11 protein-coding genes are annotated in these 14,339 nt (G+C 59.9%); 8 read left to right on the forward strand and 3 right to left on the reverse strand.

What is annotated here, in order from left to right:
* Positions 1-5: 5 nt before the first annotated feature.
* Positions 6-1,775, forward strand: coding sequence for a ShlB/FhaC/HecB family hemolysin secretion/activation protein (locus ACP90_RS06825; RefSeq protein ID WP_062487512.1), 1,770 nt, complete (start codon positions 6-8; stop codon positions 1,773-1,775).
* A gap of 6 nt (positions 1,776-1,781) precedes the next feature.
* Here ACP90_RS06825 and rfbA read toward each other — a convergent pair whose 3' ends face one another.
* The 3 genes from rfbA to ACP90_RS06840 are packed head-to-tail and all read right to left on the reverse strand — an operon-like array spanning position 1,782 to position 4,411.
* Positions 1,782-2,690 (reverse strand): glucose-1-phosphate thymidylyltransferase RfbA, encoded by a 909-nt coding sequence (gene rfbA / locus ACP90_RS06830; protein WP_062491433.1) that lies wholly within the window; start codon positions 2,688-2,690, stop codon positions 1,782-1,784.
* On the reverse strand, positions 2,687-3,961 hold the full coding sequence (locus ACP90_RS06835) for a glycosyltransferase (RefSeq protein WP_062487514.1): 1,275 nt from the start codon (positions 3,959-3,961) through the stop codon (positions 2,687-2,689). Before ACP90_RS06835 ends, rfbA begins: the two co-directional genes overlap by 4 nt.
* Positions 3,962-3,976: 15 nt before the next feature.
* Positions 3,977-4,411 carry a MarR family transcriptional regulator gene (locus tag ACP90_RS06840; protein ID WP_228148025.1) on the reverse strand — a complete coding sequence of 145 codons (435 nt, stop codon included), beginning with the start codon at positions 4,409-4,411 and terminating at the stop codon, positions 3,977-3,979.
* Positions 4,412-4,851: 440 nt separating this feature from the next.
* On the opposite strand from ACP90_RS06840, the gene ACP90_RS06845 reads away from it, so the two are divergent.
* From ACP90_RS06845 to ACP90_RS06880, 7 genes are all read left to right on the forward strand, one after another.
* Positions 4,852-6,600, forward strand: coding sequence for a type I secretion system permease/ATPase (locus ACP90_RS06845; RefSeq protein WP_062487518.1), 1,749 nt, complete (start codon positions 4,852-4,854; stop codon positions 6,598-6,600).
* On the forward strand, positions 6,597-7,991 hold the full coding sequence (locus ACP90_RS06850) for an HlyD family type I secretion periplasmic adaptor subunit (protein WP_208993480.1): 1,395 nt from the start codon (positions 6,597-6,599) through the stop codon (positions 7,989-7,991). The genes ACP90_RS06845 and ACP90_RS06850 overlap by 4 nt, the downstream gene beginning before the upstream one ends.
* A 535-nt stretch (positions 7,992-8,526) precedes the next feature.
* A complete protein-coding gene (locus ACP90_RS06860) occupies positions 8,527-9,129 on the forward strand; it encodes a calcium-binding protein (RefSeq protein ID WP_023003324.1) in 603 nt (200 codons plus the stop codon).
* Positions 9,130-9,228: 99 nt separating this feature from the next.
* Positions 9,229-11,439: a glycosyltransferase family 2 protein gene (locus ACP90_RS06865; RefSeq protein WP_062487522.1), complete on the forward strand. Its 2,211-nt coding sequence runs from the start codon at positions 9,229-9,231 to the stop codon at positions 11,437-11,439.
* On the forward strand, positions 11,436-12,275 hold the full coding sequence (locus tag ACP90_RS06870) for a class I SAM-dependent methyltransferase (protein WP_023003326.1): 840 nt from the start codon (positions 11,436-11,438) through the stop codon (positions 12,273-12,275). Before ACP90_RS06865 ends, ACP90_RS06870 begins: the two co-directional genes overlap by 4 nt.
* On the forward strand, positions 12,275-13,531 hold the full coding sequence (locus tag ACP90_RS06875) for a glycosyltransferase family 4 protein (RefSeq protein WP_062487524.1): 1,257 nt from the start codon (positions 12,275-12,277) through the stop codon (positions 13,529-13,531). Before ACP90_RS06870 ends, ACP90_RS06875 begins: the two co-directional genes overlap by 1 nt.
* Before the next feature lie 10 nt (positions 13,532-13,541).
* The gene (locus ACP90_RS06880; RefSeq protein WP_077291991.1) at positions 13,542-14,336 is read left to right on the forward strand and encodes a hypothetical protein; all 795 of its coding nucleotides are present in this window, start codon (positions 13,542-13,544) and stop codon (positions 14,334-14,336) included.
* Positions 14,337-14,339 lie beyond the last annotated feature (3 nt).

Genomic DNA, 14,339 nt, shown 5'->3' on the forward strand with positions numbered 1-14,339 from the left:
CCGGCATGACAAGACATACGATAACTGCAGCCCTGGTGGCCGGTCTTGCGCTCGTTTCCGAAGGTTCATTCGCCCAGCAGGCTCTTGAGAGAAACCTTCCGGCTGCTGAACCCGGAGAGCCGGTCTCGCTGGACGTCGCCCCCCAGGACTTCGGCGCCACCGACAGGTCACCGCTCGGGGTTGACCTGGCCGGCGTTTATCTGATCGGTCAGTCCGACGATGTGGCAGGCCGAGCTCCGAAAGGTATCGGCGGTCCGGCAGCTGCTTTCGATCAGGCCGCACTGGATGCCGTGCTGTCGGAGTATCTCGGCAAGCCGCTTTCCCTCGCCCTTGCTGGGGAGATTCAGGCTGCCATAGCCCGCGTTTACAAGGATGCCGGCTATCCGTTCGTATCCGTGACCCTGCCACCGCAGGAAATAACCGGCGGGGTGCTGCAGGTCAGGGTAATCGAGTTCAAGTCGGGCAACGTGACGGTGCAGGGGCTCGACGAGCGCGACGCCGAAGAGATCCGCGCAAGGCTGCGGATCAACCCCGGTGGGCGCATAGATGCGCGCGCACTGGAAGAGGATTTCGGCTGGTTGAACCGCTCCCCCTACAGGCGGGCGGGTGGGGTCTTTCGCCCGGGCGAGGATGCTGCGCTCAGCGACCTCGAAGTCACGATCGATGAAGGCAGGCCCTGGCAGGTGTTTGCGGGGTGGTCCAATTCCGGATCGCAGGACACAGGACGTGACCGGTATTTTCTGGGTGGCAATGCGCGTCTTCCCTTTCCGGGCAGCCCCTGGCTTTCCTACCAGATGACGGCCAGCGACGACATCTGGAGCGATCCGGGAATTGTCATTCCGCGTGAAGGCGACTACCCCTCCTATGTGTCCCACGCAGGCAGGCTCACCATTCCGACTTGGGCCCGGCAAAGTCTTGAAATCGCCCCGGCAATGGTTGCGTCACGCGAGACGCCGAACCGTTTTTTCGACTTTGAAAACACCACCTATGAATTGCCGATCATCTACAGGTCTGCTGTCTCGAATCTCCTGCCGGGGCGCTATTGGGGGGATATCTACACGGGCGTTGAGCTGAAACGTCTGGAGCGGACAACCTTCTTCAATGGCGTCGCGGTTGCCGACGGTGCCGCGGATCTGTTCCAGATGGTGCTTGGCTGGAGCAATTCGTTCGATGACCGGTTTGGCCGCACGGCGCTGGATGTCAGGGTGAAAGCCAATCCGGGAGGTGTTCTCCAGGGAAATGCGGCAACCACCTGGCAGACCTTTACCAATGGGCGTGTCCAGTCGGTCGACTATGCGTATCTTGCCGCAGACATCAGCCGGACAACGTCTCTTCCGAACAGGTTCTTCTGGGTGAGCGCCGTCTCGGGTACGCTCGCCGGGCAGGTGCTGCCGGATACGGAGCGGATCTCGCTTGGTGGGCGATATGCGGTGCGCGGGTATAACTACGATGATGCCAGCGTCGACAGCGGTGTCATCTGGCGGAACGAATTGCGTCTGCCGTCCTTCTCGCCGCTTGCCGGCAATCTGCCTGAAAGCTGGCCACAATCACTGACAAACGACAGTCTGTCGGCCTATCTGTTTGCCGATATCGGGTTCGGGATCGATCACGCCACAGACGACAATGCGACGCTGTCCGGTGTTGGCGCTGGCTTCGACTATGCTCTTGGAGACAATCTGACGGCAAACCTGATCACGGGCGTTGCCCTGCAGGACGCAGGAGAAACGGAAGCCGGGGATCTCAATCTGCAGGCCTCGATCACGGCGCGATTCTGACGCTTCTCAGGAGGCCAGGGCGCTTGCCGGTTCAAATTGCGCTTTTGCGGCTTCCCTGGCGACCCAGTTCAGGTAACGGCCGTAGGTCGTGCCTGAAATCTCGCTCGCCAGCGCTTCGAGATCACCTCTTGAGATCCAGCCCTGGTAGAATGCGACCTCTTCAGGACAGGCAATCTTCAGGCGTTGGCGGGATTCCAGAGTCTGGATGAAACAAGCCGCTTCCAGCAGCGATTCCGGCGTTCCCGCATCCAGCCAGGCATAGCCCCGGCCCAGCATCTGGACGCTGAGGTCACCGCTTTCCAGATAGGCCCTGTTGATGTCGGTGATTTCAAGTTCGCCGCGTGCGGATGGGGTGAGGGTCCGGGCGATGTCGACAACCCTGGCATCGTAGAAATAGAGGCCGGTCACCGCCCAGTCTGATTGCGGAGCAACCGGTTTTTCAACGATTGAGGCAGCCCTGCCTGCGCTGTCGAAGCCGACAACGCCGTATCGTTCGGGATCATGAACCTGATAGGCGAATATGGTTGCGCCGGTCTCGTTTCGCCGGGCCGCCAGCATTTTTTCCGACAGGCCGGTGCCGTGGAAAATGTTGTCACCCAGAATGAGGGCCGACGGTTCCCCGCCCAGAAAGTCTTCCGCGATCAGGAATGCCTGGGCGATGCCTGCAGGGTGTTTCTGGACAGCGTAGGACAGGTTAAGGCCCCAGCGGTTTCCCTTGCCGAGGACGCGCTGGAACGCGCTCAAGTCCCGCGGTGTGCAGATGATCAGAATGTCTCGAATGCCGGCGAGCATCAGCGTGGTCAGCGGGTAGTAGATCATTGGTTTGTCGTAGACGGGCAAAAGCTGCTTCGAGCTTGCCAGCGTCATGGGAAACAGGCGGGACCCGGCGCCGCCGGCAAGAACAATTCCCTTCATACCCGGTTCCACTCCGTCACCACGTTGCGCCTTCCGGCGACTGGTCCAAGGCGGGGCTGCCGTTGCGCCGAACGGTTCGGCAGCTTGCTCAAGAGCGCCTGCAGGCGCAGGACGCAGGCTGACAATTCGTATCTGGCGACAACGGTCCGGCGCGCTGCCCGGCGCATGACCTGCCGGTCTGCCGGAGACTGCAACGCCGAACAAACTTCGGCAGCGATTGCCTTCGTATCCCAGAAATCGACGAGCCTGCCGTTGACCCCGTCTCGAACGACTTCCTGAACCGGAGCGGTTTTGGACGCGATGACAGGTGCCTCGCAGGCCATGGCTTCGAGAAATGACCAGGACAGGACGAACGGGTAAGTCAGGTAGACATGGGCTGCAGAGACCTGAAACAGGCTCAGGAGATCCTTGTGCGGGATCTGGCCCAGAAAGTGGATCCGGTCAGGTGGAAGGCCGGTTTCCTGAAGAAGCCGGTTGCGCCATGTGTCGCCGCGAGAGGGTGCGCGTCCGTAGCTGACGCCGTCGCCACCGGCAACAACGAACCTGGCTTCCGGATTTTCGCGGGCGACCAGTGCTGCCGCCTGCATGAATTGGGGAAACCCGCGGTAGGGTTCCAGGTCACGTGCCGCGAAGGTGACCACCGGATCGCCCGCGGTCAGGTGTCTGCCGTCCGGCAGGCGAAATCCGGCCATCGCGTCGGGGCGAGCCCGGGTCGTGTCGATGCCTTCATGCTGCACGAGGATCTTTGACCGGTATTCTGCGGGATAGCGGCTCTTCTGCCAGGCCGTCGGGCTGATGCCGGCATCGAGCTGATCCAGAGTGGACAGCTGGATGGCGTTGCGGAGCCTCATGGTCTGGCGCTGCTGCAGCGACATCTCGTCGGAAGGTGCAAACCCGACGTCTCCGCCCTGCGGCTGGAAGTAATATTCGCAGAAACCGATGGCAGGTACATCCGGCAGGGCATCCTTGACGAACATCATGCCGCCCCAACCGATATGTCCCATAACAATGTCGGGCTTGTGGCCGTTCAGGTCCAGCTTGTGCAGGATATCGGCAACCTTGCGGCCCGCCTCGATGTAAGGCACGGAAGGCCGTCCACCTGCGCTGGCCGCCTGCCGGGTGTCACCGGCATAGCGCAGCACACGCAGGCCCGGCACCGGCCGGTCCAGGGATTCGCATATGAGCGTGGCAGTCCAGCCATCGGCGATCAGACGCCGGGCAAGATGAACGAACTGCCCGGGCCCATGCCGGTGCACGAACACGATATGCATGTGCCAAACCTTCGATCAGAAACGGGTGCCGTCCAGACGCAAGGGGGATTGTTGAAGGTCCGTTGCCCAAAGGACTTCAAGCTTGCGCAGCAGTGCGAATGTTTCTTCGAGAGCCTTCAGGTCCTGTTCGGATCGCACGATCTGGTCCTGATTGACCTCGTCGGCTGCCTTCACGGCTCTGCAAAGCATCTTTCCCTTGTCGGTCAGACGGATACGGGCTGAGCGCCGGTCCCGTGCCGAAGCCGTTCGGTCGACGTAGCCGGATTGGACAAGTTGCTTGAGGCTGTAGGACGCATTCGATCCGAGATAGTGACCGCGGTCCATCAGATCCCGCACGGACAGGTCGTCGTCACCGATGGTGAAAAGCAACATGGCATGGGCGGGAGAGATGTCGTCCGCGCCTATTCGGATCAGATCGACGCGGAGGCGGTCAAGGTAGCGCCGATACATTCGTTCGATGACTCTTACGAGTTCGAAATGGTTCGCTTGCGACGCTGGAGCCGCGATCCTTTCTCTTTCCCCGTATGCTGAATGATTGACGGATTCTTCAACCATAGGTTCAGTCCGCGAAACGCGCCCATTCATGTCCCTTGTTGCGTCTTCTAAGACTTTGTGCATTTGCCCCAAACTCCCACCTACATTCGAACTAAATTCGAAATAATTTCATCGCTATTCTGCTCCCTGTCTATGCACATTGATGCATTTATTAGTTTTGTTTTTGCATTTCTTCTCTTTGCCAATCGATTGCCATAATTAAAGGCACTAGATACCCCAAGTTAGTCTATATGCTTTCGTCATTCCTATGGAAAAGATGTGTCGTTTTCTGGGCAATCGCTCTTTTTTTCGCACGTGCGAACACACCTATCGGTTGAGGCTTCGGAGAATCTTGAATGGTTGAAAAGACAACACCGGACGCAATCGATCCGTTCCGTCTCATAAGAGAGGCTCGTGTCACCTTTGCAACCGGTCTCGCCGCAGCGGCGCTTCTGAGCGGGTTCATCACGCTGCTGCAGATGATCGTGCCGCTGTTCATGCTGCAGGTTCATGACCGGGTTTTGAACAGTCAGAGCCTCGATACCCTGACAATGTTGCTGATCATCGCCTGTGGCGGGCTGATGCTTTTTGCGATTCTCGAATTTATCCGCAGCCAGATTTTCCAGGTGATGGGGAGCGAACTGGTTCGGCGTCTCAACCTGACGGCAATCGAGGCGGGGGTGAAATCCTCGCTGGAGAAGGGGGGCGGTATGGCCTCCGAAGTGCTGCGGGACCTGAACGATCTTCGCACCTTCATAACCAGCAACGCCATCAGCGCACCGCTGGAAGCCATGTGGGTGCCGCTGTTCCTGATTGTGCTGTTTGCCCTGCATCCGCTTTACGGGCTACTGGCTGTTGTTTCAGCGATTACGCTGATCGGGCTCAACCTTCTCTCCGATATGACGACACGCTCGCTGTTGAAGGAAGCGAACACCGCCAACTTGCAGAATGTCGCGACGATCGCCTCCACGCTTCGCCACGCAGAGACGATCGAGGCAATGGGGTTGATGCCTGCCCTGACGCGCCGTTGGCGCAAGGGGCAGCTCCATGCCACGGAACTGATGGCAATGGGAAGCCGGCGCGGCAAGGCAATCCACGCGCTGACGCGAAGCCTCCGGTTTGGCATGCAGATCGCGGTTCTGGCGCTTGGCGCGGATCTTGTCATCAAGGGAGAGGTGACTGCCGGCACGATGATCGCCGCAAGTATCCTGATGGGGCGCCTGCTGACCCCTTTCGACAATCTCACGGAAAACTGGCGCCAGTGGGTGTTCGCTTCAACCGCCTGGGGCCGGGTGCGCGAGGTTCTGGAGAACCACTCTTCGCTTCGCCAGACCGTGCCGACCCCGCCCAGCCAGGGATCGCTCAAGATCGACAAGCTGGTCTATGCGCCGCCCAACGCACCTGTGCCTGTTATCAAGGGCATTTCGTTCACGCTCGAACCCGGTGACGTTCTTGGCATTGTCGGCCCGTCGGCAGCCGGAAAGTCGACCCTGGCCCGTCTGCTTGTAGGTGTTCTTCAGCCCACGACGGGCGGCGTCTTTCTTGATGGACACAACGCCTATCTCTGGGAGCGGGCGTCCTTTGGCGCGATGGTCGGGTATCTGCCGCAGTCGGTGTCTCTTCTGGATGGAACGGTTCGGGACAACATCTCGCGCATGTATGATGCCGATCCTCAGATGGTGATCGATGCGGCACGTGCCGCCGGCGTTCACGAGATGATCGGCCGGATGCCACTTGGCTACGACACGCCCGTGGGTGACAACCGTTACACCCTGTCTGGCGGACAAAAGCAGCGTGTCGCCCTGGCGCGTGCGCTGTTCGGACGGCCGCGCCTGCTCGTGCTCGACGAACCCAATGCCAACCTGGATACGGAAGGGGAGGTTGCCCTTCTGCGTGCTATTTCGCAGGCAAAGGAAGACAACGCCATCGTCATCGTCATCGCGCACAGACCGGCGATCATGGAGGCGGCCGACAAGATCCTGGTGCTGGAAGATGGCCGGATCGGCCAGTTCGGTGACCGGACGGATGTCGTCAGCAGTATTTCCAGGCGCCTGCCGGCACCTGCCGCACGCCGTGCCCTGCCGACGAGTGGAGAAGTGGCATGAGCGAGCGTCCCGAGCAGGCAAAGCCGCCGGTTGCCACACCTTCGTCCGAGGCGGCGACCGGAACGGGCCAGGCTTATTGGATGGCCGCCCTCAAGGCGGATGATGCGCGCCCGCCAAGCTTGCGCAAACCGCTTTTGGCGGCAGCTCTGGCCGTATCGATCGGCTTTGGCGGATTTCTGCTTTGGGGATTTACCGCCGATCTCGATAGTGCGGCGGTTGCCACCGGCAAGGTGATTGTCGACAGCAAGCGCAAGACCATCAGTCATCTGGAAGGTGGAATCCTGCGCCGGTTGCTCGTGCAGGAAGGGGATTTCGTGGATGCCGGCCAGCCGTTGGTGGAGCTGGACGACACGCGGGCACGTGCCGAGCTGGCGCAGCTCCATGGCAAACGGACCAGTTTGCTGGCGAGACTGGCCCGTCTCAGGGCCGAGCGGGACCTGTCGGAAGAAATCGTATTTCCGGAAGAGCTCAAGAACAGCAGCGAGCCCCTGATCGCCGAAGTGGTGGCGGCCGAACAGGGGGTGTTCGAAAAACGCCGTCAGGTCTACGAGGGCAAGATCGCCTTTCAGCAGAAGGAGATGGAGCAGTATGTGGCGCAGATCGAGGCCAATCAGGCCCAGATCGAAGCCACCGGGCACCGGCGAAAGCTGCTTGAAGAGCGTGTCGACGCCCTCAGTGGTCTGGAGAAGAAAGGGTTCACGTCAAAAGCCATGCTTAGCGAAGTTCAGCTGGAACTGAGCGAGATGATTGGCGACGGCGGTGAGCTGGAGGCCCAGAAGGCGCGTGCGGAAAAGGCGCGCCAGGGTGCGGAAGTTGCCCTGTTGCAGGCCGAACAGGAATGGCAAAGCGACATTGCCGGAAAGATCCTCGAGGCTCAGCTTGAACTGAACCTCACCAACGAACAGATCATCTCGTCGCAGGATGTCCTCGACCGGCTGGTGGTCCATTCCCCTCAGGCCGGTATTGTCTCCAGTATCGAGATGCGGACACCGGGAGGGGTGGTCGAGCCTGGCAAGGCGATCATGGATATCGTTCCGCGAGACGAGAAGATGCTTGTCGAGGTTCGAATGAACCTGAACGACATCGATACCGTTCGTGTCGGCTCGGAGGCGCGTATCCGGCTGACCGCCTATGACCGGCAGAACACCAGCCCGCTAGGAGGGGAGGTGACCTATGTCGCTGCCGACCAGACCGTCGATCCCCAGACACAAGCGGCCTTCTACATCGTGCGCGCACAGGTTCGTTCCGAAGAGCTGGACGGCAAGCCTGCCTTGACGCTTTACCCGGGCATGCCGGCGGAAGTCCTGATTATCCGGCGTGCTCGCAAGGCAATGGACTATCTGCTCGAGCCGATCACGCAAAGCCTTGATCGAGCTTTCCGGGAAGACTGAGGCGCTTTTTTTTGTGCTCCAACAAATTTTTTTAACGACGGGCGGCGTTGACCGCCCGTTGCTTTTTCGAAGCCCCGGTCCAGTCCGAGCGTGGGGGGCATTTTCCTGGTGCAGTGCGAAAATTGCACCTTTAACGCGATTAGTGCGTTGCAAAACTACCATGTCGTTCATTTTCCCGGCGAGGCGGTTGAGTGCTGTTTCGGCATGAAGTGCGGGCGGTTTCAAGCATCTGAAAAATCGCAGAAATTGGATTTCAATCTATGGGGGATCATGTGGTTTCATTGATTTTATTTTGAATTTCGAAATAAAATAAACGTAAAGGAATTGTATTTTCGAACTACTATTAAATGAAAAGTAGAATTAGTTTATCTCCTTCAAAATATTGCCTTATTTTTTTCACTATTCGTCCCTTTGAAGAGATTAGTAATTGTGTATTGTACTTCTCGCGCTGCAAAAATACGGGGTTTGTGCAGTGCGGTGTGCCGCGGTTCGCGGGGCGTCAAATGTAACGAGGCGAACTTCAGGAGTTAGCTACATGGCCACGATTGAAGGCAGTGCTTTTCAGGATTTCCTGCAAGGTACAAATGCTCAGGATTTCATATTCGGATTGGGCTCATCGGATGTTCTGCTCGGCAATGAAGGGGACGACTTCCTCTTCGGTGGCCGAGGTGGAGATCTGATCGTCGGCGGAGAGGGTGCCGACAAGATTTTCGGGCAAGGTGGCGAAGACGTCATTCTTGGTGGTGAAGGCAGCGATACCATCTTCGGCGGAGCGGGCTCCGACTACATCGAAGGCGGTGCCGGCGGCGACATCATTTTCGGTGGCGAAGGAACCGACATCATTGACGGCGGTGCCGGCAACGATCTGATGTTCGGTGGTGGCGACCACGATGTCTTCGTGTTCTCCGGCGGTGGCGGCAACGACATCGTCATGGACTTCCAGGTCGGGGATCTGGTGCAGATCTCGAGCAACATCAACGATACCGGCGTTTCCTCTGCTGCCGATGTCGCCGCACGGGCGACCCAGGTCGGCAACAACACGGTCATCGATCTCGGCAACGGCGATACCGTCACGCTCAACAACGTCGATGCCGACGATCTTCAGGACAATCCTGACGGCTACATCGTCGTTTCCTGATGATCCCGCACCCGGGCACGCGGTCGTCCGTGTGCCCGGGTACCGGCCTTTGGCCTGTGGCCGTCCGCAACTCAGGCCTTAGAACAGTGATGGACAAAGATGCTCGAGACCCTGGGCAAATACGCCGAGGCGGACTTTGAGTCCCCGCATTACTTCCAACTTACGCCGGAGGTTCTTCTTCTTGTCTGGGATCCGGCGCATCAGGTAAATGCTGCGCCCCGGCTTGTGGAGCAGGGCGGTCAGTCCTTCGGCTCCATTGCGAGTGTCCGGCTGAACCGGCTTGATGGCCGGTCGCGTGTCGTATGGGCTGTTTCGCTGAAGGAAAAAACCAGGCTCAGTCTGAAGTTGAGCGCCGGCGCGGTCGGGTCCGAGGCGACGCTTGCTGTCGACGCCGCAAAGCCTGGTCCTGCCGCCGATGCCTTTGCCATTACCAACGGCCTCAGTCAGGCCGCCTTCGCCGTTTTCGTCACGACTTTCCTGAGCGCCTGGTCCGGCATGTTCCGGCTGGGGCGTTCCCGCAGTTTCGTCAATTTTGCAAGAGAGCTGCTGCGCTCCGTCAACGATGCGCCGCCGGTTGTGGATGCCGTCGCGAGCATCGGGTCCGTCCGGTTGCTGGAAACCCTCATCAACAGCGACAGCACCGACATCAAAACAGCGGTCGTGATCGGTGATACGGGTGTTCTGCGGCTGGACAGCGGAACGTGCAACACGCCGTACAATGGCGGCAAGAGCAGATTGTTCCTCGGTGCGGTCGACATGCCGCAGCCGCCTGCCAACGGCTTTCTGGTGCTGTCCGGAAGCTGGGGTCTGGCGATCCGGAAACTGGCTACCGACAACGTGAAGCGCACTGTCGGTGCGTGGTGGGCCACCAATTCGCGTAAGCTGCCGGAAGTGCGGGACTACCTGGTGTCGGACGTCGGCGCCAAATCCGATGAGGCGCGTGCAGCCATACGGGACCTGCAGGTGGGCGATCCCTTGCCGGCGCGCCGGCATGGCTCGCTGTCAGAGACCGGCTCCTTCTGTGCGGTGGAAACCGCTGTCGCCTGCGAAGCCGGTGTCCTGGTCGGTGGCTGGCTGCGCGATCCCGCCCGCGTCTATCAGGGGCTCGATATTCTTGCCGGAGGCGCCGGTCCGGTTGCGCTTGAGCTACACACGTTCGATGGCGTTCTGCCGGAAACCCAGGGCGGTTACGCGATAAAGCGCTTTGTCGCGTTTGCGCCGGTCGGCAGGGCGCTTCAACACAATCTGCAGCCCCGGTTCGAAGTCCGTTTGGCATCGGGTGAGCGGGAACTGCTGGTGCCGCCACCGCAGTCAGGTGACATCCCCGACACGAGGGCGAAGGCGCTTTCCGTCGTGACACCTCGCCATGCGAGCGACGAGGTTCTGGCGACCTGTCTGTCGAATGTCTTGTCCGATATCCAGTCGCGTTTCCGGCAATCAGTCGGTGAACCGTCCGAAGTTCTGTTCGGCAAACCGCTTGCCGATCCGACCGTGTCGATCGTGATCCCGCTTTACAAGGTGTTCGAGTTCATCAAGGCGCAGCTTGCAGCGTTTTCCGCCGACAGCTGGCTGGCGGAGAACGCCGAGGTGATTTTCGTGCTCGACTCCCCCGAGCAGGTAACCCATGTGGAGGACTTGCTTGCCGGGTTCCATCTTCTTTATGGCCTTCCCGTTCGGCTCGTCGTGATGGAACGCAACGGCGGCTATGCACTTGCCTGCAATGCAGGTGCGGAAGCGGCGCGCGGTCGCTATCTGGCGATGATCAATTCCGATGTCGTGCCGGTCGAGGCCGGCTGGCTCGAACAGCTGTGTGCCAGCCTGATGATGGACGAGCAAGTCGCGGCTGTAGGCGGCAAGCTGCTCTATGCAGACAACGCCATTCAGCATGCCGGGTTGAAGTTTATCCAGGACGACAAGGGCCGATGGTTCAACCATCACTACTACAAGGGTTTCCCGCGTCAGTTTCCGGAAGCCAGCACCTCCCGCGAGGTGCCGGGGGTAACCGGTGCTTGCCTCGTTCTGTCGAAAGCCGATTTCGAGACGGTGGGAGGGTTCACGACGGACTTCATCGTCGGTGACTACGAAGACAGCGACCTGTGCCTGAAACTCCGCAAGTTGAACCGCAAGATCTACTATCTGGGCGACGTCGAACTCTACCACTTCGAGCGTGTTTCCATTCGCAAGAACGAAGACTACACGCGCGGTGTCGCCTCTCAATACAATCGCTGGCTCCACCAGTCCCGCTGGCAGGACGACATTGTTGCCCTGATGGAAGCTGCGGAGCGGCGTGAAAAAGGGCTGAGTGCATGAATTCGCCGGTTCTCATCAAGGATGCCACCAGTCTGGTCACATCCCCACTCGGCAGTGAGCGGATTGCAGACCTGCAAGGTTACATCGGCCGTAACAGGTTCCTGCCGGTTCCCCCGAGCGAGGACAACTTCGTCGGAGATGGTGATTATCTTGCCATCGGCACGGAGTTTCTGGGTCACTTTATCGACCTTGGGGGCTTGCGTGCGCATGAGCGGGTGCTTGATGTCGGTTGCGGCATTGGCCGGATGGCAGTGCCCCTGACCCAGTATCTGGATCCTGACACCGCCCGGTATGTGGGTATCGATCCGGCATCGGCAGGCATTCAATGGTGCACGCGCAACATCGGGTCGGTCTATCCCAATTTCCGGTTCATGCATCTGGATATCGCCAACGCTCTCTACAATCCCGACGGCTATATCCGCGGCACGGAGATTGCCCTGCCGTTCGCCAACGGCTCGTTCGATTTTGCCATCATGACATCGGTGGTCACCCATCTGCCGTCGGAAGAGATCCTGCCTTATTTCCGCGAAATCTCGCGCCTCATGGAGCTGGGAGGCAGGTTGTTTCTGTCGGCATTCGTGATTGCGCCGGACCGCGGCGAAGGCTTGATCCCACGTGTCGTGTTCCGACGCGACGGCGAAGGGCCTGCCTGGTACGGCAACCCGCAAGCGCCGCTCGCAGCGGTTGCCTTCGATGATGGTTTCCTCGACAGGGCATTGGAGACGGCGGGATTCGAAATCGCCCTGAAGCGGTTCGGGCACTGGCGCGGCGGCAACGGGGCTCCGCATTACCAGGACTTTTTCGTTGCCGTGAAAACGTCGCGGGGGGTGTCCTGATGCGGATCCTTGTCTTCGCGCATAATCATCCGGATCTTCACCCCGGCGGGACGGAAACCGTCGCGCTTGACCTGGCAAGGGCCTATCGCAAGGCCGGGCACCAGTCGCTGTTTGTCGGTGCGACGAACCACCTGCACCGCGAGCCGCATCCGGGTACCAGCTTTCAGGCGATCAGCGACAGCGGTGACGAGTTGCTGATGTGGGCCGGTCATTTCGACCGTTTCAACATGAGCCAGATCGATCTGCAAGCCTTTGTACCGGACATGCGGACATTGCTGGAAAGCTTCCGGCCGGATGTGGTCCATATCCACCATCTGCTGCTGTTCGGTGTCGAACTGCCGGTTCTTATCCGCCGGGTGCTGCCCGACGTGCGCATCGTTATGACGCTGCACGACTATTACGCGATCTGCGCCAACGATGGCGTCCTGATGAAAAGCCCGGACGAAGCCTGTGCCGCGCTTGGGTCGGGAGGACTGTGCAAGTGCCTGCCCGAAGCAAAGCCGAACGACATGCGTCTGCGCGAGCGGTTCATCAAGACGCATCTGGAGGCCGTCGACGAGTTCGTATCTCCAAGCGCGTTTCTGCGTGACGTTTATGTGCGCTGGGGCCTGCCGCCGGAGAAAATCAGGATCATTCGAAATGGCAGGCCGGACGCGGCACCAGCCAAGAGCCGGTCGGCTGACGACACGCCCAAAACCGTATTCGGCTATTTCGGAAACCTGACCCCCTGGAAGGGTGTCGAGGTTCTGCTGCAGGCGGCAAAGCTGTTGGTGGAAAAGGACATGGAATTCGAGCTGCGGGTCCATGGCGGCGCTCCCTTCCAGAACCAGGAATTCGTCAAACGCATCGAAAAGCTGTTCGAGGAAACCGCACCCAGAGTGCAGCGCCTGGGGGCTTACAAACCTGATGATGTGGCCGGTCTCATGGAGCCCGTGGACTGGGTCGTGGTGCCTTCGCTGTGGTGGGAAAATGCGCCGCTGGTCATTGCAGAAGCACAGCAGCAAGGACGGCCGGTGATCACCAGCGGTGTCGGCGGCATGGCCGAGGCCGTCAGGGACGGCGTCGATGGCCTGCATGTGCGCAAGAACGATCCGGTCGGCCTGGCAATCGCGATGGCGACAGCTGCCGGAGATGCCGCGCAGTACCGGAAACTTGCAGCCAACATCCGCAAGCCGCCGTCCGTCAGCGCTGTTGCCGAACAATATCTGCGCCTGTTTGCCGACCGGCAAACCGCGGCGCGTGAACCTGCTGCCTGAGGAAAACGGAATGAGTGTAACCCCTCTTGAACAGGTAAAACCCGGATCGGACGCCAAGCCGCCGCAAGCTGTTGCGGAGGCCAAGGAACAAGCCGTTTCCGCACGGCTTCAGGGGCGTGTCGATGCATTCGAAAACGGCCGGCTGCTTGGCTGGGCCTGGGATGCGTCGAGCCCGAGCGACCGCATGACCATCCACGTCTTCCACGACGGTGAGCGAGTTCTCAGCAAGGTTGCCGAAACCCAGCGCATCGACTTGAAGCGCAACGGCATCGGCGACGGCCATTATGCGTTCGACATCGAGTTGCCCCAGGCCGTTGCCGCAGCACCTGGCGGTCTGACTGTTGTGGCGGAAACCCCCAAGGGGGAAGCGCAACTGAAGTTGCCGCGCCCGAGCGCAGAAGAACGCGCCGCGGAAGCTGCCGTCGCCATGCCTCTGGCAGTGGTGATGGAGAAAGTCGACCGGCTGATCGTGGCGCAGCGCCAAAGCGCTGTTGGCCAGCGTGATGCAACGGCGGTCTTGCGCGAGACGGTGCAGCGGATCGATGCGCTGGCATCGAATGAGGGCGAACTTGGCGAAGCCATGTCCCTTCTGAAAAACGGCCAGGGCGACCTCTCCCAGAAGGTCAAGGAACTGGAAGTCTTCCTGCTGCGTTTCGATACGACGCTGAAGGGGTTCGATGACCGGTTGAAGGTTCTTGGAGAAAAGAGCCGCAACAACCTCAAGGTTCATATCCTGCTGCTGGCGATCCTTCTCGGGTTTGTCGGGGGCATGCTGTTTGCCGCCGCAGGCGGTCTCTGGAGGTAAGTA

The sequence above is a fragment of the Labrenzia sp. CP4 genome (assembly GCF_001579905.1).
Classification (GTDB): Bacteria; Pseudomonadota; Alphaproteobacteria; order Rhizobiales; family Stappiaceae; genus Roseibium; species Roseibium algicola.

Bases quoted from the DNA above. Each gene is read 5' to 3' on its own strand.
- ACP90_RS06865 (WP_062487522.1), top strand. From the start codon at position 9,229: ATGCTCGAGACCCTGGGCAAATACGCCGAGGCGGACTTTGAGTCCCCG.
- ACP90_RS06835 (WP_062487514.1), bottom strand. From the start codon at position 3,961: ATGCATATCGTGTTCGTGCACCGGCATGGGCCCGGGCAGTTCGTTCAT.
- ACP90_RS06825 (WP_062487512.1), top strand. From the start codon at position 6: ATGACAAGACATACGATAACTGCAGCCCTGGTGGCCGGTCTTGCGCTC.
- ACP90_RS06860 (WP_023003324.1), top strand. From the start codon at position 8,527: ATGGCCACGATTGAAGGCAGTGCTTTTCAGGATTTCCTGCAAGGTACA.
- ACP90_RS06845 (WP_062487518.1), top strand. From the start codon at position 4,852: ATGGTTGAAAAGACAACACCGGACGCAATCGATCCGTTCCGTCTCATA.
- ACP90_RS06840 (WP_228148025.1), bottom strand. From the start codon at position 4,411: ATGTATCGGCGCTACCTTGACCGCCTCCGCGTCGATCTGATCCGAATA.
- ACP90_RS06875 (WP_062487524.1), top strand. From the start codon at position 12,275: ATGCGGATCCTTGTCTTCGCGCATAATCATCCGGATCTTCACCCCGGC.
- ACP90_RS06850 (WP_208993480.1), top strand. From the start codon at position 6,597: ATGAGCGAGCGTCCCGAGCAGGCAAAGCCGCCGGTTGCCACACCTTCG.
- rfbA (WP_062491433.1), bottom strand. From the start codon at position 2,690: ATGAAGGGAATTGTTCTTGCCGGCGGCGCCGGGTCCCGCCTGTTTCCC.
- ACP90_RS06880 (WP_077291991.1), top strand. From the start codon at position 13,542: ATGAGTGTAACCCCTCTTGAACAGGTAAAACCCGGATCGGACGCCAAG.
- ACP90_RS06870 (WP_023003326.1), top strand. From the start codon at position 11,436: ATGAATTCGCCGGTTCTCATCAAGGATGCCACCAGTCTGGTCACATCC.